Source organism: Citrobacter sp. KTE151, assembly GCF_000398845.1.
Taxonomy (GTDB): domain Bacteria; phylum Pseudomonadota; class Gammaproteobacteria; order Enterobacterales; family Enterobacteriaceae; genus Citrobacter; species Citrobacter braakii.
The window spans coordinates 1135607-1159615 of sequence record NZ_KB976064.1 but is presented as its reverse complement, the minus strand read 5'-3'; the positions used below and the strand labels follow the sequence as shown (position 1 = coordinate 1159615).

The window sequence follows — 24009 nt, the reverse complement described above, 5'->3', positions numbered from 1 at the left end:
GGTTATGGGAATTAACGAAATCATCATGTACATCATGATGTTCTTTATGCTGATTGCCGCCGTGGACAGGATCCTGTCGCAGTTCGGCGGTTCGGCACGCTTCCTCGGTAAATTCGGGAAGAGTATCGAGGGATCGGGCGGTCAGTTTGAAGAAGGTTTTATGGCGATGGGCGCGCTGGGGCTGGCGATGGTCGGTATGACCGCGCTGGCACCGGTACTGGCGCATGTGCTCGGGCCGGTGATTATTCCACTGTACGAAATGTTGGGCGCGAACCCGTCGATGTTTGCCGGAACGCTGCTGGCGTGCGATATGGGCGGCTTCTTCCTGGCGAAAGAACTGGCGGGCGGCGACGTTGCGGCGTGGCTGTACTCTGGCCTGATCCTCGGGGCGATGATGGGGCCGACGCTGGTCTTCTCTATTCCGGTTGCGCTGGGGATTATTGAACCGTCCGACCGTCGTTATCTGGCGCTGGGCGTGCTGGCTGGGATCGTCACCATTCCGATTGGCTGTATTGCGGGTGGTTTGATCGCGATGTACTCCGGTGTCGAAATCAACGGGCAGCCGGTGGAGTTCACTTTCGCACTGATCCTGATGAACATGATCCCGGTGCTGATCGTTGCCGTGCTGGTGGCGCTGGGACTGAAATTCATCCCGGAAAAAATGATCAACGGCTTCCAGATTTTCGCGAAATTCCTGGTGGCGCTGATCACCATCGGTCTGGCGGCAGCGGTAATCAAATTCCTGCTCGGCTGGGAACTGATTCCGGGTCTTGATCCTATCTTCATGGCACCGGGTGACAAGCCGGGTGAAGTGATGCGCGCCATCGAAGTTATCGGTTCTATCTCCTGCGTGCTGCTGGGTGCGTACCCAATGGTACTGCTGCTGACCCGCTGGTTTGAAAAGCCGCTGATGAGCGTCGGTAACCTGTTAAAAATCAATAATATCGCGGCTGCTGGCATGGTGGCGACGCTGGCGAACAACATCCCAATGTTCGGCATGATGAAGAATATGGATACCCGCGGCAAAGTGATCAACTGCGCCTTTGCGGTCTCCGCAGCCTTCGCTCTGGGTGACCACTTAGGTTTCGCCGCGGCCAACATGAACGCGATGATCTTCCCAATGATTGTCGGCAAGCTGATTGGCGGCGTGACGGCGATTGGTGTGGCTATGCTGTTGGTACCGAAAGACGAAGATGTTCCGGCACCAGCAGAAACCAACCCGGAGGCGCAATCGTGAATACTCGCCAGCTACTCAGCGTCGGTATCGATATCGGCACCACCACCACTCAGGTGATCTTCTCGCGCCTTGAGCTGGTCAACCGTGCGGCAGTGTCGCAGGTGCCGCGTTACGAATTCATCAAACGCGAAATTAGCTGGCAAAGCCCGGTGTTCTTTACCCCCGTTGATAAGCAGGGCGGGTTGAAAGAGGCCGAACTTAAGGCGCTGATCCTCGCCCAGTATCAGGCGGCGGGGATTGCGCCTGAGACCGTCGATTCCGGCGCGATCATCATTACCGGAGAAAGTGCCAAAACCCGCAACGCGCGACCAGCGGTGATGACGCTCTCTCAATCGCTGGGGGACTTCGTGGTAGCCAGCGCCGGTCCGCATCTGGAATCAGTGATTGCCGGTCACGGCGCAGGGGCTCAAACCCTGTCAGAGCAGAAGTTGTGCCGCGTACTGAATATCGACATCGGTGGCGGGACGTCGAACTACGTCCTGTTCGATGCCGGAAAAGTCAGCGGTTCGGCCTGCCTGAACGTCGGCGGACGACTGCTGGAAACGGACGGTCAGGGGCGGGTGGTGCATGCGCATCAGCCAGGACAGATGATTGTTGATGACGTATTTGGTCCAGGCACCGACGCCCGGACCCTCAATGCGGCGCAGCTTGTTCAGGTGGCCCGACGGATGGCGGCGCTGATCGTTGAGGTGATTGACGGCACGCTGTCACCGCTGGCGCAGGCGCTGATGCAAACCGGTCTGTTGCCGACGGGTGTGAAGCCGGAAGTGATTACGTTGTCCGGCGGGGTGGGCGAGTGCTACCGCAACCAGCCTGCCGATCCATTCTGTTTTTCCGATATTGGGCCGCTGTTAGCGACGGCGCTGCATGAACATCCGCGCCTGCGTGAGATGAACGTGCAGTTCCCGGCGCAAACCGTGCGCGCCACGGTGATTGGCGCCGGTGCGCATACGCTGTCGCTTTCGGGCAGCACCATCTGGCTGGAAGGTGTGGCGCTTCCGCTGCGCAATCTGCCGGTGGCGATTCCGGTTGATGAGGCTGATTTGGTGGCCGCCTGGCAACAAGCGCTGATGCAGCTCGATCTGGACCCGCAAACAGACGCTTACGTGCTGGCGCTACCCGGTTCGCTGCCGGTGCGCTACGCCGCGCTGTTAACGGTTATTGATGCGCTACTGGCCTTTGTCGCGCGCCATCCGAATCCGCATCCCCTGCTGGTGGTAGCCGAGCAGGATTTTGGTAAAGCCCTGGGCATGCTGTTACGCCCACAGTTACAGCAACACCCGCTGGCAGTCATCGATGAGGTGGTTGTCCGGGCGGGGGACTATATCGACATTGGTACGCCTCTTTTTGGCGGATCGGTTGTGCCGGTGACGGTGAAATCACTCGCATTTCCTTCCTGAGGGAACGACTTATGAAACTAAAGACCACATTGTTCGGCAATGTTTATCAGTTTAAGGATGTTAAAGAGGTGCTGGCAAAAGCCAACGAACTGCGTTCGGGGGATGTGCTGGCAGGGGTAGCTGCAACCAGTTCGCAAGAGCGAGTGGCGGCCAAACAGGTGCTGTCGGAAATGACGGTAGCGGATATCCGCAACAACCCGGTGATTTCCTATGAAGAGGACTGCGTGACGCGTCTGATTCAGGACGACGTCAACGAAACGGCCTATAACCGCATCAAAAACTGGAGTATCAGCGAGCTGCGCGAGTACGTGCTGAGCGATGAAACCTCCGTTGATGACATTGCGTTTACGCGCAAAGGATTAACGTCGGAAGTGGTCGCAGCGGTTGCAAAAATCTGCTCTAACGCGGACCTGATCTACGGCGGTAAGAAAATGCCGGTGATCAAAAAGGCCAACACCACCATTGGTCTGCCGGGCACCTTCAGCTGTCGTTTACAGCCGAACGACACCCGTGATGACGTGCAGAGTATTGCGGCACAAATCTACGAAGGGCTGTCCTTCGGGGCGGGCGATGCGGTGATTGGCGTTAACCCGGTAACAGATGACGTGGAAAACTTAAGCCGCGTACTTGATACCGTGTACGGCGTCATCGACAAATTCGATATCCCGACCCAGGGCTGCGTCCTGGCGCACGTTACTACCCAGATCGAAGCCATTCGTCGCGGCGCGCCGGGCGGGCTGATTTTCCAGAGTATCTGCGGCAGCGAGAAAGGCTTAAAAGAGTTTGGCGTTGAGCTGGCCATGCTGGATGAAGCGCGTGCAGTGGGCGCTGAGTTTAACCGTATCGCCGGGGAAAACTGCCTGTACTTCGAAACCGGACAAGGGTCTGCGCTTTCTGCTGGCGCTAACTTCGGCGCCGATCAGGTGACGATGGAAGCACGTAACTACGGTCTGGCGCGTCACTACGATCCGTTCCTGGTGAACACCGTTGTCGGTTTTATCGGGCCGGAGTATCTCTACAACGACCGTCAGATTATTCGCGCGGGTCTGGAAGATCACTTTATGGGCAAGCTGAGCGGCATCTCAATGGGCTGCGACTGCTGCTATACCAACCATGCTGATGCTGACCAGAACCTCAACGAAAACCTGATGATTCTGCTCGCCACCGCTGGCTGCAACTACATCATGGGCATGCCGCTCGGTGACGACATCATGCTCAACTATCAGACCACCGCCTTCCACGACACCGCGACCGTGCGCCAGTTGCTGAACCTGCGTCCGTCGCCGGAGTTTGAACGCTGGCTGGAAACCATGGGCATTATGGCAAACGGTCGCCTGACCAAACGGGCGGGCGATCCGTCACTGTTCTTCTGATGACGCGGGGATGACACACGATGGATCAAAAACAGATTGAAGAAATTGTACGCAGCGTGATGGCGTCAATGGGTGAGTCGCAGCCGCAGGCTCAAGCGCCGGCAGTACAAGCGCAATGCAGCACCACCCAGTGTGCCGCGCCGACCGGTGAAAGCTGTGCGATGGATTTAGGCTCAGCCGAGGCTAAAGCGTGGATTGGCGTTGAGAATCCGCACCGCGCAGAGGTGTTGACTGAACTGCGTCGCAGCACTGCGGCGCGTGTATGTACCGGTCGAGCCGGTCCACGTCCGCGTACCCAGGCGCTGCTGCGCTTCCTGGCCGACCACTCGCGTTCGAAAGATACGGTATTGAAAGAAGTGCCGGAAGAGTGGGTAAAAGCCCAGGGGCTGCTGGAAGTGCGCTCGGAAATCAGTGACAAAAACCTGTATCTGACGCGTCCGGATCTGGGGCGTCGTCTGAGTGCGGAAGCCATTGAAGCGCTGAAATCACAGTGTGTAATGAACCCGGATGTGCAGGTGATTATCTCTGATGGCCTGTCTACGGACGCTATCACCGCTAACTACGAAGAGATCCTGCCGCCGCTGTTGTCTGGCTTAAAACAGGCCGGATTGAAGGTCGGGACGCCGTTCTTTGTTCGCTATGGTCGCGTGAAAATCGAAGATCAGATCGGCGAACTGCTGGGCGCGAAAGCGGTGATTCTGCTGGTTGGGGAACGTCCGGGCCTGGGCCAGTCGGAAAGCCTTTCTTGCTACGCCGTCTATTCGCCGCGTGTGGCGACGACCGTTGAAGCTGACCGTACCTGTATCTCGAACATTCACCAGGGCGGTACGCCACCGGTTGAAGCGGCGGCGGTCATTGTGGATTTGGCCAAGCGCATGCTGGAGCAAAAAGCATCCGGCATCAATATGACCCGTTAAGGAGGCATCATGCCAGCATTAGATTTGATTAGACCTTCAGTCACCGCAATGCGCGTGATTGCCTCGGTAAATGACGGTTTTGCCCGTGAACTTAAATTACCGCCACATATACGTAGCCTCGGACTCATCACAGCAGATTCTGATGACGTGGCGTATATTGCCGCAGACGAAGCGACAAAACAGGCAATGGTGGAAGTGGTTTATGGCCGCTCGCTGTATGCCGGCGCGGCGCACAGTCCCTCTCCAACTTCGGGTGAAGTGCTGATTATGCTCGGTGGACCCAACCCGGCAGAAGTTCGTGCAGGTCTGGACGCGATGGTAGCCAATATTGAAAGCGGCGCGGCGTTTCAGTGGGCGAATGACGCAGAAGATACCGCCTTCCTGGCGCATGTGGTTTCGCGTACCGGCTCGTATCTCTCGGCGACCGCAGGATGCCGGCTTGGCGATCCGATGGCGTATCTGGTGGCGCCGCCGCTGGAAGCGACATTTGGTATTGATGCTGCGCTGAAATCGGCTGATGTACAACTGGTGACTTACGTTCCGCCGCCGTCAGAAACCAACTATTCGGCTGCGTTTATGACCGGTAGCCAGGCTGCTTGTAAAGCTGCATGTAACGCCTTTGCCGATGCCGTTCTGGATATTGCCCGTAACCCAATCCAGCGCGCGTAAGAGAGGTTGTGATGATCAATGCACTGGGATTACTGGAAGTGGATGGCATGGTCGCTGCCGTGGATGCGGCGGATGCCATGCTGAAAGCCGCGAACGTGCGCCTGCTTAGCCACGAAGTGCTCGATCCTGGCCGGTTGACGCTGGTGGTGGAAGGCGATCTGGCGGCGTGCCGCGCAGCGCTGGATGCCGGTAGCGCCGCTGCTGCGCGTACAGGCCGTGTTATCAGCCGTAAGGAAATCGGCCGACCGGACGATGATACCCAGTGGCTGATCGGCGGTTTTAAGCGCCAGCCGAAGAAACCAGAACAGAAGCCAGAAGTGAAAACAGATGTAAAAACGCAGAGGATGCAGGACGCCCCGTTGACGCCTGAATCCTCTGATCAACTTCTGACGCTGTTGGCATCGGTCCGTCAAGGAATGACGGCAGGGGAAGTGGCTGCCCACTTTGGCTGGTCACTTGATGAAGCCAGAAAGGCGCTGGAACAGCTCTTTTCTGACGGAGCGTTGCGTAAACGCAGTAGTCGCTATCGCTTAAAAAATTAACCTGTCGGAGGGCCGGGGGCTTCGTTGAAGCTTCCGGCTTAAAAGATCATGAAAAAGAACCGTACTGCAAACCTGCACCATCTTTATCATGAAGCATTACCCGAAGACGTTAAACTTACGCCGAAAGTGGAGGTGGACAACGTTCACCAGCGGCGAACAACGGATGTGTATGAGCATGCGCTGACGATTACCGCATGGCAGCAGATCTACGACCAGTTGCATCCGGGAAAATTTCATGGCGAGTTCACGGAAATCCTGCTCGATGATATTCAGGTGTTCCGTGAATACACCGGACTGGCGTTGCGTCAGTCGTGTCTTGTCTGGCCGAACTCTTTCTGGTTTGGTATTCCGGCCACGCGCGGCGAACAGGGATTTATTGGCACCCAGTGTCTGGGGAGCGCTGAAATTGCCACCCGCCCTGGCGGGACAGAGTTTGAACTGAGTACGCCGGATGATTACACCATTCTGGGCGTCGTCATTTCGGAAGAGGCGATTGCCCGTCAGGCCAACTTCCTGCATAACCCGGAAAGAGTGCTGCATATGCTGCGCAACCAGTCGGCGCTGGAAGTTAAAGAACAACACAAAGCCGCGTTATGGGGCTTTGTGCAGCAGGCGCTGGCGACGTTTAGCGAAAATCCGGAAAACCTCCATCAACCTGCGGTACGCAAAGTGCTGGGCGATAACCTGCTGCTGGCAATGGGCACTATGCTGGAAGAAGCGCAGCCGATTATCACGGCTGAGAGCATCAGCCATCAGAGCTATCGTCGCCTGCTGTCGCGTGCGCGGGAATATGTGCTGGAAAATATGTCAGAACCGCTGACCGTGCTCGATCTGTGTAATCAACTGCACGTCAGCCGTCGGACGTTGCAAAACGCCTTTCACGCGATCCTTGGTATCGGTCCGAATGCCTGGTTAAAACGCATTCGCCTGAACGCCGTACGTCGCGAGCTGATAAGCCCGTGGTCGCAGAGTACGACGGTGAAAGACGCCGCGATGCAGTGGGGATTCTGGCATTTAGGGCAATTTGCCACCGACTACCAGCAGCTGTTTGCGGAAAAACCTTCATTGACGCTGCATCAGCGCATGCGCCAGTGGGCATGATGCGATGAATGTGCCGGATGCGACGCAAATGCGTTTTATCCGGCCTGGGGGCTGGTATTGTCTGGGGTTACACCCAGTCGCGAACCTGAATAAACTCGCTAAGGGCGGCTTCCGGGCTGTTCGCTTCCGGCTGCCAGTCATACTCCCAGCGCACCAGCGGCGGCATCGACATCAGAATCGATTCCGTACGGCCGCCGGTCTGCAGACCGAATAACGTGCCGCGATCCCACACCAGGTTAAATTCCACATAGCGTCCGCGACGGTAAAGCTGAAAATTGCGTTCACGTTCGCCCCAGCTCATTGCTTTGCGGCGCTCAACGATGGGCAGATACGCTTCGGTATAGCCTTGACCTACCGCCTGCATAAAGGCGAAGCTGTGGTCGAAATCCGGCGTATTCAAATCATCGAAAAACAGCCCGCCAATGCCGCGCTGTTCGTTGCGATGCTTGAGGAAGAAGTAGTCATCGCACCACTTCTTGTAACGGGGATAAACGTCTTCGCCGAACGGCTGGCACAGATCTCGCGCCGTGCGGTGCCAGTGAGCCGCATCCTCATCAAAGCCGTAGTAGGGCGTTAAGTCAAAGCCGCCGCCAAACCACCAGACCGGGTCAGTGCCCGGTTTTTCCGCGATAAAAAATCGCACGTTGGCGTGACTGGTCGGAATGTAGGGATTCTGCGGATGTACCACCAGCGAGACGCCCATGGCCTCAAAGCTGCGTCCCGCAAGCTCCGGGCGATGGGCGGTTGCCGAGGCCGGCATTGCCTCGCCGTGAACGTGGGAGAAGTTGACGCCCGCTTGCTCGAAAATACCGCCGTTACGCAGCACCCTGCTGCGCCCGCCGCCGCCTGCTTCACGTTGCCAGTTATCCTCAACAAACTCGGTGCCGTCTACGGCGGATAACTGCTGGCAAATATCATCTTGCAGGCTGAGCAGGAACTGTTTTACGCGCTGTGCATCGGGCTTCATGGTTAACGTTTCTTCGAGTGTGCTTTCTGGTTATCAAACCAGTGGAAATAGCTGATGATGCCATTGGCGATAGCGGTGGCGATTTTCTGGCGAAATGCCGCCGTACCCAGCAGACGTTCTTCTTCCGGGTTGGTTATGAACGAGGTTTCGACCAGTACCGACGGAATTGATGGTGATTTTAGCACCACGAAGGCGGCTTGTTCCGTGCTGCGGCTGTGAAGACGATGTACCGGCTTGATCTTCTTGAGAATATGCGAGCCTAACGTCAGGCTGTTTTTAATGGTATCCGTTTGCACCAGATCGAACAGCACCTGCTGCAGCAAATGGTCTTTATCGGTGGTCTTCTTCCCGGCCACTTCATCGGCCCGGTTTTCACGATCGGACAGATACTTCGCCATGGCGCTACTGGCACCGCGATTGGACAACGCAAAGACCGACGCACCTGCAGCGCTCGGATTGGTAAAACCGTCGGCGTGGATCGACATGAACAGGTCAGCGCCATGCTTATGAGCGATCTCGACGCGATCGTAAAGCGGAATAAATGTATCGCCGGAGCGCGTCAGGCGCGCATCAATCCCCTGGTTGCGTAGAATCGAGCGCACGTTTTTGGCAATCGCCAGTACCACGTGCTTTTCCTTCGACCCATTGCGACCAATTGCGCCTGTATCAATCCCTCCGTGACCCGGATCAAGGACAACAACGCGCTTAGCGCCGGCTTTTTTCGCTTTCGGTTTGCTGTGTCCATTGCTGGTCTTAAGCGCTTCTTCTTTAGCGATGGCTTGCGACATGCCTGACAGCGTTAGGGCGGCCAGCCCGGCTTTCAACACCTGGCGGCGCGATGTGAGTGTTTTTAGTGGTTTAAAAGTGCTCATACGGCCTGAGTTGTAAAAAAAGGTTCTAAACGTTATATCGTATCGCGTTGTCCGTTGCGACGGATCGGGATAAGAATTGTTTTACTTTTCATTTCAATACGTGACAATTCCGTATTATGCCATTTTTTCCGCCGCTTCGCGTCAGATATTGGCTAAATCAGCCGTTCGCGCCATAATCGCTTTTTAACGTCCTGAAAAGGTAACCAATACCATGGAAATACGCGTTTTTCGCCAGGAAGATTTCGAAGAGGTGATCACCCTCTGGGAGCGCTGTGATTTGCTGCGTCCATGGAACGACCCTGAAATGGACATTGAGCGTAAAGTCAATCATGACGTCAGTTTGTTCTTGGTCGCTGAAGTGAATGGCGAGGTGGTCGGTACTGTGATGGGCGGATATGACGGGCATCGCGGCTCGGCCTATTACCTGGGCGTGCATCCTGAGTTTCGCGGTCGCGGCATTGCCAATGCGCTGCTGAACCGGCTGGAGAAAAAGCTCATTGCCCGCGGTTGTCCGAAGATTCAAATCATGGTGCGTGACGATAATGACGTCGTACAGGGTATGTATGAACGTCTGGGCTATGAACATGCGGATGTACTCAATCTGGGCAAGCGTTTGATCGAAGATGAAGAGTACTGAGTTTCATCCGGCCGACTATGACGCTCATGGGCGTCTGCGCCTGCCTTTTCTCTTCTGGTGCGTGCTGCTGCTGCAGGCGCGCACCTGGGTTCTGTTTGTGATTGCCGGTTCTTCCCGCGAGCAGGGCAACACGCTGCTGAATCTGTTTTATCCCGATCACGACGCTTTCTGGCTGGGTTTGCTTCCCGGCGTTCCTGCGGTATTGGCATTTTTACTCAGCGGGCGACGCTTTGCGTTTCCTGTGTTATGGCGCTGGCTGCGCGAGTTACTGATCCTCGCTCAACTGGTGCTGCTGTGCTGGCAGCCGGTGATGTGGCTGGCAGGCGATCCGGTCAACGGCGTCGGGCTGGCGCTGCTGGTGGCGGATGTCGTTGCGCTGATCTGGCTGTTAACTAATCAACGTCTGCGCGCCTGTTTTTCCCTCGAGAAAGAATAACGGCACTTTTTGGCGAAACCGGACTCCAAGCAACGTTGATAAATAAGGAAGGAAGTGAAATGAAATCACTGCGTTTGACTTTATGCGCGATGCCGCTGCTATTGACCGGGTGTTCAACGTTGTCATCGGTGAACTGGTCTGCCGCCAATCCGTGGAACTGGTTTGGTTCTTCAACGCAGGTCACTGAGCAGGGCGTCGGAGCGTTGACTGGCGCAACCCCGCTGGATGAAAAAACCATTGCTGATGCGCTGGACGGTGATTACCGCCTGCGTAGCGGGATGAAGACCGATAACGGTAATGTGGTGCGCTTTTATGAAGCGATGAAAGATGACAAGCTGGCGATGGTTATCAATGGCAATCAGGGAACGATTAGCCGTATTGATGTAGTCGACAGCGATATTCCCTCTTCTGCGGGTGTCGAAATCGGTACACCGTTTAGCGACCTTTACACTAAAGCCTTTGGTAATTGTCAGAAGGCGACTGGCGATGACAGCGCGGGTGTTGAATGTAAAGCAGAAGGAAGTCAACATATTAGCTACGTCTTTTCCGGTGAGTGGAGCGGGCCTGAGGGCTTAATGCCGTCTGACGATACGTTGAAAGCATGGAAAGTAAGCAAAATTATCTGGCGGCGTTAATTTGCGTCTGAACAAATCGGCTTGTTAAAAAAACAGGTAGAATAGCGCCCATCAATGCCACGATGTCGTGGCATCTTTTTTTTCAGGAGGAACAATGTCTCAGGTTCAGAGTGGCATTTTGCCAGAACATTGCCGTGCGGCGATTTGGATTGAAGCCAATGTTAAAGGCGACGTTGAGGCCCTGCGTGGGGCCAGCAAAACCTTCGCCGATAAGCTGGCGACCTTTGAAGCGAAGTTCCCGGATGCGCATCTGGGCGCGGTTGTTGCTTTTGGCAACAACACCTGGCGTACACTGAGCGGCGGCGTTGGCGCAGAAGAGTTAAAAGACTTTATCCCTTACGGTAAAGGTCTTGCGCCAGCTACCCAGTATGATGTGCTGATTCATATTCTCTCTTTGCGTCATGACGTGAATTTCTCCGTTGCACAGGCGGCAATGGAAGCCTTTGGCGACTGTATTGAAGTCAAAGAAGAGATCCACGGTTTCCGTTGGGTTGAAGAGCGCGATCTCAGCGGCTTTGTTGACGGAACGGAAAACCCGGCAGGCGTTGAAACGCGCCGTGAAGTCGCGGTTATTAAAGATGGCGTGGATGCTGGTGGCAGCTATGTGTTTGTGCAGCGTTGGGAACATAACCTGAAGCAGCTTAACCGCATGAGCATTCATGACCAGGAAATGATGATTGGGCGTACCAAGGAAGCCAACGAAGAGATCGACGGTGATGACCGTCCGGTTACTTCTCACCTGAGCCGCGTCGATCTCAAAGAAGATGGTAAAGGACTGAAAATTGTGCGCCAAAGCCTGCCATACGGTACCGCCAGCGGTACGCACGGCCTCTATTTCTGTGCCTATTGCGCCCGTTTGCACAACATCGAGCAGCAACTGCTGAGCATGTTTGGCGACACTGACGGCAAGCGCGATGCGATGCTGCGTTTCACTAAACCGGTGACCGGCGGCTATTATTTCGCGCCATCGCTGGATCGTTTGCTGGCCCTGTAATTTTTTGATGCCAGATGGCGCTGATGCCGCCATCTGGCACAATATAGCTCTCCCCCGAATCACCCAACGTCCGCCATGCTGATGATGCACTCGCGTTGACGCTCACCCTGAAAAATCACCTCCCACGTTCATTATTATTTATCTGCCAGTTTCTCGGTTATGACAACGGTATTAAATGGAATTATTTAGAATTAATAAACTATTAATACCAATTTATTACTTTAAAAATTCTGAATATATTTGAATTAAATCATAATTTAAATGTGATGAAGATCAGGTTTTTTAATGTAATTTATGAAAACAAAACAAATAATAAGTGTAATTAATTTTGCTATAAATTGATTTAATGCCTTCATTTGTTGACAATTAAAATGGCTGTCTTGTAATCTGAAAATGACCGAAAAATAACGGAATTTATATTTAACCATTTTGCAACAAAGGGTCATTGGAGGTTTTATGTCTACAAAATTATGGGGTGGGCGTTTTGATATGCCTACAAATAAACTGGTCGAATCTTATAATGCGACAATTATGCTGGAACAACGTCTCTGCCCTTTTGATATTCAGGGGAGTATTGCTCACGCCACTATGCTGGGCCGTCAGGGGATTATCACGCAGGATGAAGCGAATGCGATTATTGGCGGGTTAAGGCAGGTTAATAAAGAGATTGAGGAAGGGCAATTCGTTTTTGATACCGTTGATGAAGATATTCATATGGCGATAGAAAGACGTATGACAGAAATAATTGGTCCTGTAGGCGGGAAGCTACATACCGGCCGCAGTCGTAATGACCAGACGACTGTCGATTCGAAAATGCACATGAGATCGACTATTCGTGAAATTCAGCAGGATATCGTTCATCTACAAAAAGTTATTATCAGTAAAGCTGAAAATAACATTAATGCGATCATGCCTGGCTATACTCATTTACAGACCGGTCAGCCTATACTTCTGTCGCACTGGATAATGGCATATTATTGGATGTTACGCCGTGACTGGACTCGTTTTGCAGACCTTTATCAACGCATGGGGGAATGCCCTTTAGGTTCAGCAGCCCTTGCCGGTACTACTTTCCCCATTGATCGTGATTTCACGGCTAAAGAGCTTGGCTTTGACAAGCCGACTGAAAACAGTATTGATTCTGTCAGCGATCGTGACCATATGATTGAATTCACTGCCGCCGCTGCTATGTGCTTTATGCATCTTACCCGTTTGTCAGAAGAACTGGTTTTATTCTCAAGTCAGGATTTTAAATTTATTGAGCTTTCAGATGATTTCTGTACCGGTTCCAGCATCATGCCACAGAAGAAAAACCCCGACGTGGCTGAAAAAATGCGCGGTAAAGGGGGGCGTATGTACGGAAATCTAATGGCGATGTTGACCATTATGAAAGGTATCCCTCTGGCCTATAATACTGATATGAGTGAGGATAAAGAGCAGGTCTATGACTCTATGGATACCTTACAGACCAGTCTGAAAATTATGGCGCCGATGCTCGAAAAAATGGTTATTCTTTCAGATAATACTCGTAGCGCAGCGGCAAGAGGATTTTCAAACGCAACCGATATGGCTGACTACCTGGTTCGTAAAGGCATTCCTTTTAGAGAAGCTCACCATATTGTTGGCAGTGCTGTTAATTACTGTATAAAACATAGAAAAATGTTGGAAGAGCTTACTCTGGATGAATTCCACACATTTGATGATAAAATCGAAAATGATATTTATGAGAGTATATCTCTCGAAGCATGTATTAAATCAAGAATGTCTTATGGTGGCACAGGGACTGATGCTGTTAAAAAACAGATCGAAATTGCTAAATCATATTTAAACTAATCCCGAGCATAGTAATTAATATCTCCCGGATGCAATATCCGGGAGACGCTTTGAGGTGAAAAATGGATGCTTTATTTTTTATACAATTATTTATTGTACTCGCCTGTATTGGTATAGGCGGGCGTTATGGCGGAATGGGGCTGGGTGCTGGTGGAGGACTTGGTGTTGCAATATTAGTTCTGGGTTTTGGACTTAAACCCTCCGCACCATCTATTACTGCAATGCTAATTATTATTTGTGTGATTGGTGCTGTCAGCGTATTACAGGCAGCTGGTGGGCTTGATTATCTTGTGCGCGTGGCTGAAAAATTACTCCGTAAAAAACCACAGGCAATTACTTTTGTTGCCCCCATATTAACTTCCATATTTACGCTATTCTGTGGGACTACTTACGTTGCTTTCTCTTTGTATCCGGTTGTCGCTGAAGTTGCTGCTGAAGCAAAGGTCCGTCCGGAGCGAGCGTTGTCCGCAACGGTTATTGCGGCCAGTGTCGCGGTTGCTGCCAGTCCGATGAGTGCGGCAACCGCGGGGATGCTGGCTATTCTGCATGAATATGCCGGGATTAGCCTTGGGCAAATACTGACGATTGCTCTCCCATCATTCTTTATGGCAGCTATTGTTACCAGCTTTTCAGTTTATAAACGCGGAAAAGAGCTGGAGGATGATCCGGAATTCCAGAGGAGAGTTGCTGCTGGCGAATATGAGTTCATGCATACTGAGCAGAAAAAAGAATTTGTTGCTTCAGCTGGCGCTAAAAAAGGTGTAGTTATCTTTGCGATTGGTGTGGTACTGGTACTTATTTTAGGTTCTTTTACTGAGTTACTCCCTTCCTGGGATGGAAAAAGACTGTCAACCCCAATGGTTATTCAGATGGTCATGTTGACAGCCGCTTTGTTTATTATGATTGTCAGTAAAGTACCAAGTAGTACCTTGAATAGCGGCTCAGTCTTCCGTGCAGGTTTGATGGGAGTGGTAGCAATACTCGGTGTTTCATGGATGACGGCGACGTTTTTTGATGCCTATCAGCCAGAACTGATTAAGGTTTTTGGTGGCATTGTCAATGATGCACCAATGCTATTTGGTGTGGTTGTATTCTTGTTCTCGCTGGTCATTATGAGCCCGGCGGCGACGGTAGCTGCCATCATGCCACTCGGTGTTACCTTAGGTATTCCAGCCCCGTTTCTTATCGCTATTTTTGCTTGTACCTGTGGTGACTTTATTATACCTGGAGCAAATCAAATCGGCTGTGTTGCATTTGATCGAACAGGTACCACAAAGATTGGACGCTTTGTTGTCAACCATAGCTATATTCGTCCGGGCTTTGTGATGGTTATCTCTCAGGTAATTTTTGCTTATCTCATTGCTCAGGTTGTTCTGTAAAGTACATTCTATGGAAAATTGCAGTGGCGCTATTCAGAAGTGAGTAACAGGCATCCTCTCTGAATTCATTCAGGGGGGATGCCATGAAGAAAAGGTTTACCACAATTAAATTGCTCTCTCACTACATCAGCATTTTGGAAAAAAGGAAGCAAAAAAGGGTTGATGCTACAACGGTGACAAGACCAGGTAGCATGTAGCTGTGATTAACCACATACTTGCCAATTCGAGTTGTCCCGGTACGATCAAACGCCACACAGCCAATCTGTGCCCCCCCTGGAATAATGAATGATCCACAAGTCAGCGGGAGCAGGGCGACCAGGGTTTCTGCCGGATATCCCATTAACACGCCAGCGGGGAGTAGCGCTACAGCTGTCGCTGCGGGGCTATAAATTACGGCTGAAAGACCAAAAACAATAATGCCGAACAAGACTGGATTCTGGAAACCGTGGAAAGCCGTGTTAAATAATTCGTGCCATGCCTCAAAAAAGGAGTTCATCATCCATGACAGACCAAATATGGCGACAACACCCACAAGACCTGCTTTAAAGACAGAACCTGAATCGAGTTTTGACGGAGAAATTCGACATACCATCATAATAATACATGCTGTTGTCAGCATAACTATTTGCAACGTGGTAGGGATACTCATACGCTCCATTCCGGTACCGTTATTCCACTCAGGACGTAATTCAGGAATTGAACCCATAAGTACGACCAGAATGATACCGGTAAGGAAAATCAGCAATCCTCTCTTCGCCTCTTTTGTCACTATATTGGCTGTTCGCTCTTCAGCTTTTACTGATTCAAACTCACCTTCAGCAACCCTGCGTTGGAATTCCGGATCATTTTTAAGCTCATGACCTCTTTTAAAGACGAACAGGCAGCCGACAACGCAGCCAAGGAACGTTCCGGGAACGGTGACTAACAAGATATCTAAAGCAGAGACATGTAATCCAGCAAGGACAGCAATTGTCCCTGTAACGACCGCACTGACCGGGCTGGCAATAAGCCCAAAATTGGCAGCGATTACTGACATCGACATGGCCCTCTCTGGCCGTACCCTGGCATCTGCTGCAATTTCAGCAATGACTGGATAAACCGAAAAGGCAACATATCCTGTTCCGCAGATAGCAGTAAAAAGGTAAGCGACTGCGGGGCCGAGGAAAGTGATCGCGCCCGGCCACTTTCTGAGGATCCGTTCTGCCATCGTAACGAATAAATCAAGCCCGCCAGCCGCCTGGAGGATTGTGATGCAAGTGATAACCGCAAGGATAATAGAAATAACAGTGAAAGGAGGTGAGTCGGGAGGGAGTCCAAAACCAAAAGTCAGGATAGCGAGTCCTAACCCGCCAGCAGCCCCCAGGCCAATCCCACCAAAACGCCCACCTATACCGATACATATAAGTACTATCGCAAACTGAGTTACGAATAACACCATAATTAATTCCTTTTTATTAACAAATGGCTTGGTATAATTTGAATAATAGGGGCTATAATCTTACCATAACAGTATATTAAGCAATCTAACTGATTAGATTATTTATACTCATCAGTTTTGCAGCACTTTAATCCGAGAGTGTTTATGGATAACAAAAACGAACTGTTTGAAAGTATTAAAAATTATCTGCTTGATGATGCTAACCGCAATGCTGATGGTCGCATTGAAACTGAAACTGAGCTTGCCGTTCGTTTTAATACATCAAGATATAAAGTTCGTCAGGCGCTTAGCACACTGGTACAGATGGGAATGTTGGAACGATCTCCTCGTCGTGGCAGCGTCTTGAAGAATTTGGAACAGCACAACATAAATCACCAGTTGTTAATGCAGTTTGATTTGTCTGGGTTTGATATCACAGAATTTACAGAGGCAAGGATCCTGATTGAATGCGCGATTATCCCTCTGGCAACGCGTAGAATTTTCCCGGCGATGCTCTCCAAACTTGAAAATGAGCTAAGGCTTATTGAAGAGAATGCGGATAACCCCCAGGTGGCCGATCGTCACGATAGAGATTTTCATTTGCTCTTGCTACAGGCGAGTGGCAACCGGGTGCTGCAGGTTTTCTCTGATGTCCTCATTACTTATTTTGAGAAAACAAGGGAGTCGTTACCTGCGAACGATCGTCAGTATTTTCTTGATACGGCGGCAAAACAGAGGGAAATACTGCTTCATATTAAAAAAGGGGATGCGCAGATGGCATCGGAGTTGATGAGAGCCCATTTGCTGGAAAAACGGCTGTAAGTCTTCTGTTAACCTGGTCAGAGCATGTTTACCGTTGGGTCCCCGCAACGCCGGGGATTTTTTTTACCTGAGATTAACCTGATTTAGTGAGCTATTCCTCAGCACTTATTTGTTATTGCTGTATCTTCTGCGTGAATGAAGCGAATGCTTCATATTCAAAAGGAGAATATTGAAATGGGAAAACTCACGGGCAAAACAGCATTGATTACGGGCGCATCTCAGGGTATTGGCGAAGGGATCGCCAGAACATTTGCCCGCCATGGCGCGAACTTAATCCTGCTGGATATCTCCGATGAGATTGAAAAACTGGCGGATGAGTTGGCTGGGCGCGGGCACCGTTGCACAGCCGTTCACGCTGACGTCAGAGATTTTGCGTCGGTCACGGAAGCGGTAAAACGCGCGAAGAAGATTGAAGGCAAAATCGATATTCTGGTCAACAATGCGGGCGTATGTCGCCTCGGCAACTTCCTTGATATGAGCGATGAAGATCGCGATTTCCACATTGATATCAACATTAAAGGCGTCTGGAACGTGACGAAAGCCGTTCTGCCGGAGATGATTGCGCGCAAAGACGGGCGCATCGTGATGATGTCCTCTGTGACCGGCGATATGGTTGCCGATCCGGGCGAAACGGCCTACGCGCTGTCGAAAGCCGCAATCATCGGTTTGACCAAATCTCTGGCGGTGGAATACGCGCAGTCCGGCATTCGCGTTAATGCCATTTGCCCGGGCTACGTTCGTACGCCGATGGCGGAAAATATCGCTCGTCAGTCTAATCCGGAGGATCCTGAATCCGTATTAGTCGAAATGGCAAAAGCGATCCCGATGCGCCGCTTGGCCTGCCCACTAGAGGTTGGTGAACTGGCGGCATTCCTGGCGTCAGATGAGTCCAGTTACTTAACTGGCACGCAAAACGTGATTGATGGTGGCAGCACCCTGCCTGAAAGCGTTAGCGTCGGCGTCTGATTGATGCCGGTCTCCTCCCCGTGTGCTGGGGAGGAGGTACCCTTATTCTCTTTTCAACTTTCAAATCATCAAACGGTATATAAAACCGTTACTCCTTTAGCACTGGTTATAAATATGATGACCATAAGAAAGTCATTAAATTTATAAGGGTGCGCAATGGCCGTTAACTTACTGAAAAAAAGAACCCTGACGCTGGCAGCAATGCTGTTGCTGGTGGGTCAGGCGCAGGCAACGGAGCTGCTGAACAGTTCATACGATGTCTCTCGCGAGCTGTTTGCCGCCCTTAACCCGCCGTTTGAACAGCAATGGGCGAAGGATAACGGCGGTGACAAACTGACGATTAAACAATCTCATGCCGGGTCATCAAAACAGGCGCTGGCGATTCTGCAGGGGCTGAAAGCCGATGTGGTGACCTATAACCAGGTGACCGATGTGCAGATCCTGCATGACAAAGGCAAGCTGATCCCGGCCGACTGGCAAAGTCGTCTGCCGAATAACAGTTCGCCATTCTATTCCACCATGGCGTTTTTGGTGCGTAAGGGTAACCCGAAGAATATCCACGAATGGAACGACCTGGTTCGCCCGGACGTGAAACTGATTTTCCCGAATCCGAAAACCTCCGGTAACGCGCGTTATACCTATCTGGCTGCGTGGGGTGCGGCAGATAAAGCGGATGGTGGGGATAAAGCCAAAACTGAACAGTTCATGACCCAGTTTCTGAAAAACGTGGAAGTGTTTGATACCGGCGGTCGCGGGGCAACCACCACATTCGTGGAACGCGGTCTGGGCGATGTGCTGATCACCTTTGAATCAGAAGTGAACAACATCCGTAAACAGTATGAAGATCAGGGCTTCGAAGTGGTGGTGCCGAAGGTCAACATTCTGGCGGAGTTCCCGGTGGCCTGGGTAGATAAAAATGTGCAGGCTAACGGTACTGAAAAAGCGGCAAAAGCGTACCTGAACTGGCTGTACAGCCCGCAGGCGCAGACCATCATTACCGATTTCTACTACCGCGTGAATAACCCGCAGGTGATGGACAAACTGCAGGATAAATTCCCGCAGACCGAACTTTTCCGCGTGGAAGACAGGTTTGGCTCGTGGCCTGAGGTAATGAAAACGCACTTTGTCAGCGGCGGTGAGTTGGACAAACTGTTGGCGGCGGGGCGTAAGTAAATGTTTGCTGTTTCTTCCCGACGCGTGCTGCCCGGCTTTACCTTAAGTTTGGGCACCAGCTTACTGTTTGTCTGCCTGATTTTGCTGCTGCCGCTTAGCGCGCTGGTGATGCAATTGGCGCAAATGAGCTGGGCGCAATACTGGGATGTGATTACCAACCCGCAGGTGGTGGCGGCTTATAAAGTGACGCTGCTGTCGGCGTTTGTGGCGTCGATTTTTAACGGCGTGTTTGGTTTGCTGATGGCGTGGATCTTAACCCGCTATCGCTTTCCGGGCCGTACGCTGCTGGATGCGCTGATGGATCTGCCGTTTGCGCTGCCTACGGCGGTAGCAGGTCTGACGCTGGCATCGCTGTTTTCGGTCAACGGTTTCTACGGCGAGTGGCTGGCGAAGCTGGATATTAAAGTGACCTACACCTGGCTTGGCATTGCGGTGGCGATGGCTTTTACCAGCATTCCATTCGTGGTGCGTACCGTGCAGCCGGTGCTGGAAGAGTTAGGTCCGGAGTATGAAGAAGCGGCGGAAACGCTCGGCGCTACGCGCTGGCAGAGCTTTCGTAAAGTGGTACTGCCGGAGCTGTCTCCCGCGCTAGTCGCGGGCGTTGCGCTCTCGTTTACCCGCAGCCTCGGTGAGTTTGGCGCGGTTATCTTTATCGCCGGAAACATCGCATGGAAAACGGAAGTGACCTCGCTGATGATTTTTGTTCGTTTGCAGGAGTTTGACTACCCGGCCGCCAGCGCGATTGCATCTGTGATCCTCGGGGCTTCGTTGCTGCTGCTGTTTTCAATTAACACCCTGCAAAGTCGCTTTGGTCGACGCGTGGTAGGTCACTGATGGCAGACATTACCCAATTGAAACGTTATGGCGCACCCCGCATCAACTGGGGGAAATGGTTTCTGATCGGCACGGGCATGCTGGTATCCGCGTTTATTTTGCTGGTGCCGATGGTTTACATCTTCGTGCAGGCGTTCAGCAAGGGGTTGATGCCGGTATTACACAACCTGGCTGATCCGGACATGCTGCACGCCATCTGGCTGACGGTGCTGATTGCGCTGATTGCGGTGCCGGTAAACCTGGTGTTTGGCGTGTTACTGGCCTGGCTGGTGACCCGCTTTAACTTCCCTGGACGCCAGTTGTTGCTCACGTTACTGGATATTCCATTTGCCGTTTCACCAGTGGTCGCTGGCCTGGTCTATTTGCTGTTTTACGGCTCTAACGGCCCGCTTGGCGGATGGCTGGATGAACACAACCTGCAAATTATGTTTGCCTGGCCGGGAATGGTGCTGGTGACGGTGTTCGTGACCTGTCCGTTTGTGGTGCGCGAACTGGTGCCGGTGATGTTAAGCCAGGGCAGCCATGAAGATGAGGCGGCGGTTCTGCTTGGCGCCTCCGGCTGGCAAATGTTCCGTCGCGTTACGCTGCCGAATATCCGTTGGGCATTGCTGTACGGTGTGGTGCTGACCAACGCCCGTGCGATTGGCGAGTTCGGCGCGGTATCGGTGGTTTCTGGCTCGATTCGCGGTGAAACCTTGTCTCTGCCGTTACAGATTGAATTACTGGAGCAGGACTACAACACAGTCGGCTCCTTTACCGCCGCGGCGCTATTAACGCTGATGGCGATTATTACCTTGTTTTTGAAGAGCATGTTGCAATGGCGCCTGGAAAACCAGGAGAAACGCGCGCAGCAGGAGGAAAATCATGAGCATTGAGATTGCCAATATTAAGAAGTCTTTTGGTCGCACACAGGTGCTGAACGATATCTCGCTGGATATTCCTTCAGGTCAGATGGTCGCCCTGTTGGGGCCTTCTGGATCGGGCAAAACCACGCTGCTGCGCATCATCGCCGGGCTGGAGCATCAGTCCAGTGGGCATATCCGTTTCCACGGCACTGACGTCAGTCGTTTGCACGCCCGCGACCGTAAGGTGGGGTTCGTGTTTCAGCACTATGCGCTGTTTCGTCATATGACCGTTTTCGACAATATCGCTTTTGGTCTGACTGTTCTGCCACGGCGTGAGCGCCCTAATGCGGCGACGATCAAAGCAAAAGTGACCAAACTGCTGGAGATGGTTCAACTGGCTCATCTGGCGGACCGTTTCCCGGCACAGCTCTCCGGGGGGCAAAAGCAGCGCGTGGCGTTGGCGCGTGCGCTGGCGGTAGAGCCGCAGATCTTGTTGCTCGACGAGCCGTTTGGCGCGCTCGATGCTCAGGTGCGTAAAGAACTGCGTCGCTGGCTACGTCAGTTGCATGAAGAGCTGAAGTTCACCAGCGTGTTTGTTACCCACGATCAGGAAGAAGCGACGGAAGTCGCAGACCGCGTGGTGGTGATGAGCCAGGGTCATATCGAGCAGGCCGATGCGCCCGATCAGGTATGGCGCGAACCGGCTACCCGTTTTGTCCTGGAATTTATGGGTGAAGTTAACCGCCTGCAAGGGACGATTCGCGGTGGACAATTCCACGTGGGCGCACATCGCTGGCCGTTGGGCTATACGCCTGGCTATCAGGGCCCGGTGGATCTGTTCCTGCGTCCGTGGGAAGTGGACGTCAGCCGCCGTACCAGTCTGGATTCACCGTTGCCAGTACAGGTGCTGGAAGCCAGCCCGAAAGGACACTACACCCAATTAGTTGTGCAACCCTTGGGGTGGTATAACGAACCGCTGACGGTGATTATGCAGGGCGATGATTCCCCGAACCGCGGCGAACGTCTGTTTGTTGGGCTGCAAAATGCGCGTTTGTATAATGGCGACCAGCGTATTGAAACGCGTGAAGAGGAACTTGCCCTGGCGCAAAGTGCCTGATAGGTTAATTCGTATAGTTATCATCCGGTGGCGCTGCGCTTACCGGGCTTAACGGGTGGTGCATGACCTGTAAGCCGGGTAAGCGCAGCGCCACCCGGCATTTTATTGAGCTGAAAACGTGAACACATTAGAACAAACAATTGGCAATACGCCTCTGGTGAAATTACAACGTCTGACGGCGGATAACGGCAGTGAAATTTGGGTCAAGCTGGAAGGCAATAATCCCGCAGGTTCAGTGAAAGACCGCGCGGCGTTGTCGATGATCGTTGAAGCGGAAAAGCGCGGGGAAATTCAGCCAGGCGACGTGCTGATTGAGGCCACCAGCGGTAATACGGGTATAGCGCTGGCGATGATTGCCGCGCTGAAAGGCTACCGCATGAAGCTCCTGATGCCAGACAACATGAGCCAGGAGCGACGTGCGGCGATGCGTGCTTACGGGGCTGAACTGGTTCTGGTGACCAAAGAGCAGGGGATGGAAGGGGCGCGTGATTTAGCCCTTGAGATGGCGCAGCGCGGAGAAGGTAAACTTCTCGATCAGTTTAATAATCCTGATAACCCGTATGCGCACTACACGACTACCGGACCCGAAATCTGGCAGCAGACGTCAGGCCGTATTACCCATTTCGTCTCCAGCATGGGGACGACAGGCACCATTACCGGCGTATCGCGTTTTCTGCGTGAACAGGACAAACCCGTCACCATCGTTGGCCTGCAGCCGGAAGAAGGCAGTAGTATTCCGGGCATTCGTCGCTGGCCAGCGGAATATATGCCGGGCATTTTCAACGCCTCGCTGGTGGATGAGGTGCTGGATATTCATCAGAACGATGCGGAAAACACCATGCGTGAACTGGCCGTTCGCGAAGGGATTTTTTGCGGAGTGAGTTCTGGCGGCGCGGTTGCGGGCGCGTTACGCGTGGCGCGCGCGACACCGGGGGCGGTGGTGGTGGCGATCATCTGCGATCGCGGCGATCGCTACCTTTCCACCGGGGTCTTTGGCGAAGAGCATTTCAGCCAGGGATTAGGTATTTAATTTGTCGGCCTGATAAGCGTAGCGCTAGCAGGCAACCGTACGGCAGGATCGCCGGATGACGACGCAAAGCGTCTTCTCCGGCCCGCACTGTTCAATCGTTACGTTTTTCTACCAACTTATCAAGGAATTGCCACAGCGTCTCATTCATCTGCTGGTAATCCCAGGTGCGCATCTCTTCAACAGCACGAATAAAGCGCTTCCCTTTCGCTTCGGCCAGTTCTTGCTCAGAGTGCTGAATTAATCCTTCGACCGCCTCGGCGGTAAACTCCATATGGCACTGAAAACCATAGACGAAATTACCGTATTGCACGATTTGTCGCGGACATCCCTCGCTTGTGGCAAGAATTGTCGCATGGTCGGTTAATCCCGGCATGTCATTGTGCCAGTGACCCACGTTGAGCGGTGAGCCGAAATGGCTGAACAACGGATGCTGTTGGCCTGCCTCGGTCAGGGCGATCGGATAGTGACCAATCTCTTTTTCCGGGCTTTGGCACACCTTCGCGCCCAGTGCTTCGCCGATTAACTGCGACCCCAAACAGATCCCCACCACGATTTTTCGTGCCGCAATCGCCTGGTTTATCAGATGTTGCTCTGCCTGAGAGTCAAAGTATGGGCACTCTGCGAGCGTGGTGCGGGGTGACTGCGGCCCACCAAATACCACCAGCATATCGAAGCCATCGGCATTAGCGGGAACAGTTTCTCCGGCGTAAACGCGCGACCAACTGATGGTATAGCCGCGTGATTCGGCCCACGGCAGGTACGCGCCAGCAGATTCGAAAGACTCATGAATAACAAAATGAACTCGCACTTTTT

24 protein-coding genes are annotated in these 24009 nt (G+C 52.6%); 20 read left to right on the top strand and 4 right to left on the bottom strand.

All coding sequences use genetic code 11. The features are described from left to right. Positions 1-4 precede the first annotated feature (4 nt). Genes eutH through eutR form a run of 7 tightly spaced genes read left to right on the top strand, consistent with a single transcriptional unit; the run spans position 5 to position 7239 of the window. Positions 5-1237, top strand: a complete 1233-nt coding sequence (eutH, locus tag WC7_RS09205; protein ID WP_016153950.1) for an ethanolamine utilization protein EutH — start codon at positions 5-7, stop codon at positions 1235-1237. Then, a complete protein-coding gene (gene eutA, locus WC7_RS09210) occupies positions 1234-2637 on the top strand; it encodes an ethanolamine ammonia-lyase reactivating factor EutA (RefSeq protein WP_016153949.1) in 1404 nt (467 codons plus the stop codon). Before eutH ends, eutA begins: the two co-directional genes overlap by 4 nt. A gap of 11 nt (positions 2638-2648) precedes the next feature. Beyond that, entirely contained in the window at positions 2649-4010 is a 1362-nt protein-coding gene (gene eutB, locus WC7_RS09215; protein ID WP_016153948.1) for an ethanolamine ammonia-lyase subunit alpha, read from the top strand. A 20-nt stretch (positions 4011-4030) separates the two neighbouring features. Next, a complete protein-coding gene (eutC, locus tag WC7_RS09220) occupies positions 4031-4927 on the top strand; it encodes an ethanolamine ammonia-lyase subunit EutC (protein ID WP_016153947.1) in 897 nt (298 codons plus the stop codon). Between the two features lie 9 nt (positions 4928-4936). Further along, positions 4937-5596: an ethanolamine utilization microcompartment protein EutL gene (gene eutL, locus WC7_RS09225; protein WP_016153946.1), complete on the top strand. Its 660-nt coding sequence runs from the start codon at positions 4937-4939 to the stop codon at positions 5594-5596. 11 nt (positions 5597-5607) lie between these two features. Continuing rightward, the gene (gene eutK, locus WC7_RS09230) at positions 5608-6138 is read left to right on the top strand and encodes an ethanolamine utilization microcompartment protein EutK (RefSeq protein ID WP_016153945.1); all 531 of its coding nucleotides are present in this window, start codon (positions 5608-5610) and stop codon (positions 6136-6138) included. 48 nt (positions 6139-6186) lie between these two features. Next, positions 6187-7239, top strand: a complete 1053-nt coding sequence (gene eutR / locus WC7_RS09235) for an HTH-type transcriptional regulator EutR (protein WP_016153944.1) — start codon at positions 6187-6189, stop codon at positions 7237-7239. Between the two features lie 67 nt (positions 7240-7306). Here the strand turns inward: eutR and hemF are convergent, their stop codons facing one another. Both hemF and amiA read right to left on the bottom strand, forming a co-directional pair. Beyond that, entirely contained in the window at positions 7307-8206 is a 900-nt protein-coding gene (gene hemF, locus WC7_RS09240) for an oxygen-dependent coproporphyrinogen oxidase (RefSeq protein ID WP_016153943.1), read from the bottom strand. A 2-nt stretch (positions 8207-8208) separates the two neighbouring features. Next, positions 8209-9078 carry an N-acetylmuramoyl-L-alanine amidase AmiA gene (gene amiA, locus WC7_RS09245; protein ID WP_016153942.1) on the bottom strand — a complete coding sequence of 290 codons (870 nt, stop codon included), beginning with the start codon at positions 9076-9078 and terminating at the stop codon, positions 8209-8211. A gap of 211 nt (positions 9079-9289) precedes the next feature. Between amiA and WC7_RS09250 the strand changes: the two genes are divergently transcribed. The 6 genes from WC7_RS09250 (at position 9290) to WC7_RS09275 (ending at position 14992) form a co-directional block, all read left to right on the top strand. Then, positions 9290-9715 carry a GNAT family acetyltransferase gene (locus WC7_RS09250; RefSeq protein ID WP_003038048.1) on the top strand — a complete coding sequence of 142 codons (426 nt, stop codon included), beginning with the start codon at positions 9290-9292 and terminating at the stop codon, positions 9713-9715. After that, positions 9702-10151 carry a DUF2919 domain-containing protein gene (locus tag WC7_RS09255; protein ID WP_016153941.1) on the top strand — a complete coding sequence of 150 codons (450 nt, stop codon included), beginning with the start codon at positions 9702-9704 and terminating at the stop codon, positions 10149-10151. The genes WC7_RS09250 and WC7_RS09255 overlap by 14 nt, the downstream gene beginning before the upstream one ends. A gap of 59 nt (positions 10152-10210) precedes the next feature. After that, on the top strand, positions 10211-10786 hold the full coding sequence (locus WC7_RS09260) for an RpoE-regulated lipoprotein (RefSeq protein ID WP_016153940.1): 576 nt from the start codon (positions 10211-10213) through the stop codon (positions 10784-10786). A 94-nt stretch (positions 10787-10880) separates the two neighbouring features. After that, positions 10881-11780, top strand: coding sequence for a porphyrinogen peroxidase (yfeX, locus tag WC7_RS09265; protein ID WP_016153939.1), 900 nt, complete (start codon positions 10881-10883; stop codon positions 11778-11780). A gap of 456 nt (positions 11781-12236) precedes the next feature. After that, positions 12237-13613: an argininosuccinate lyase gene (argH, locus tag WC7_RS09270; RefSeq protein ID WP_016153938.1), complete on the top strand. Its 1377-nt coding sequence runs from the start codon at positions 12237-12239 to the stop codon at positions 13611-13613. 62 nt (positions 13614-13675) lie between these two features. Then, a complete protein-coding gene (locus WC7_RS09275; RefSeq protein WP_016153937.1) occupies positions 13676-14992 on the top strand; it encodes an anaerobic C4-dicarboxylate transporter family protein in 1317 nt (438 codons plus the stop codon). A 121-nt stretch (positions 14993-15113) separates the two neighbouring features. On the opposite strand, the gene WC7_RS09280 is transcribed toward WC7_RS09275, so the two are convergent. Continuing rightward, entirely contained in the window at positions 15114-16430 is a 1317-nt protein-coding gene (locus WC7_RS09280) for an anaerobic C4-dicarboxylate transporter family protein (RefSeq protein WP_016153936.1), read from the bottom strand. 144 nt (positions 16431-16574) lie between these two features. Between WC7_RS09280 and WC7_RS09285 the strand changes: the two genes are divergently transcribed. From WC7_RS09285 to cysM, 7 genes are all read left to right on the top strand, one after another. Further along, complete coding sequence (locus tag WC7_RS09285) at positions 16575-17231, top strand: FadR/GntR family transcriptional regulator (RefSeq protein WP_016153935.1); 657 nt, start codon at positions 16575-16577, stop codon at positions 17229-17231. A 174-nt stretch (positions 17232-17405) separates the two neighbouring features. Further along, positions 17406-18197, top strand: a complete 792-nt coding sequence (gene ucpA / locus WC7_RS09290) for an SDR family oxidoreductase UcpA (RefSeq protein ID WP_016153934.1) — start codon at positions 17406-17408, stop codon at positions 18195-18197. A gap of 156 nt (positions 18198-18353) precedes the next feature. Then, positions 18354-19370, top strand: coding sequence for a sulfate ABC transporter substrate-binding protein (locus tag WC7_RS09295; protein WP_016153933.1), 1017 nt, complete (start codon positions 18354-18356; stop codon positions 19368-19370). After that, positions 19371-20204 (top strand): sulfate/thiosulfate ABC transporter permease CysT, encoded by an 834-nt coding sequence (gene cysT, locus WC7_RS09300; protein ID WP_003038061.1) that lies wholly within the window; start codon positions 19371-19373, stop codon positions 20202-20204. It begins immediately after the preceding gene. Next, positions 20204-21079 (top strand): sulfate/thiosulfate ABC transporter permease CysW, encoded by an 876-nt coding sequence (gene cysW, locus WC7_RS09305; RefSeq protein ID WP_016153932.1) that lies wholly within the window; start codon positions 20204-20206, stop codon positions 21077-21079. The genes cysT and cysW overlap by 1 nt, the downstream gene beginning before the upstream one ends. Then, complete coding sequence (gene cysA / locus WC7_RS09310; RefSeq protein WP_016153931.1) at positions 21069-22166, top strand: sulfate/thiosulfate ABC transporter ATP-binding protein CysA; 1098 nt, start codon at positions 21069-21071, stop codon at positions 22164-22166. The genes cysW and cysA overlap by 11 nt, the downstream gene beginning before the upstream one ends. 118 nt (positions 22167-22284) lie before the next feature. Then, entirely contained in the window at positions 22285-23196 is a 912-nt protein-coding gene (cysM, locus tag WC7_RS09315) for a cysteine synthase CysM (RefSeq protein WP_016153930.1), read from the top strand. Between the two features lie 91 nt (positions 23197-23287). Here the strand turns inward: cysM and WC7_RS09320 are convergent, their stop codons facing one another. After that, entirely contained in the window at positions 23288-24004 is a 717-nt protein-coding gene (locus WC7_RS09320; protein ID WP_016153929.1) for a type 1 glutamine amidotransferase, read from the bottom strand. Positions 24005-24009: the final 5 nt, after the last annotated feature.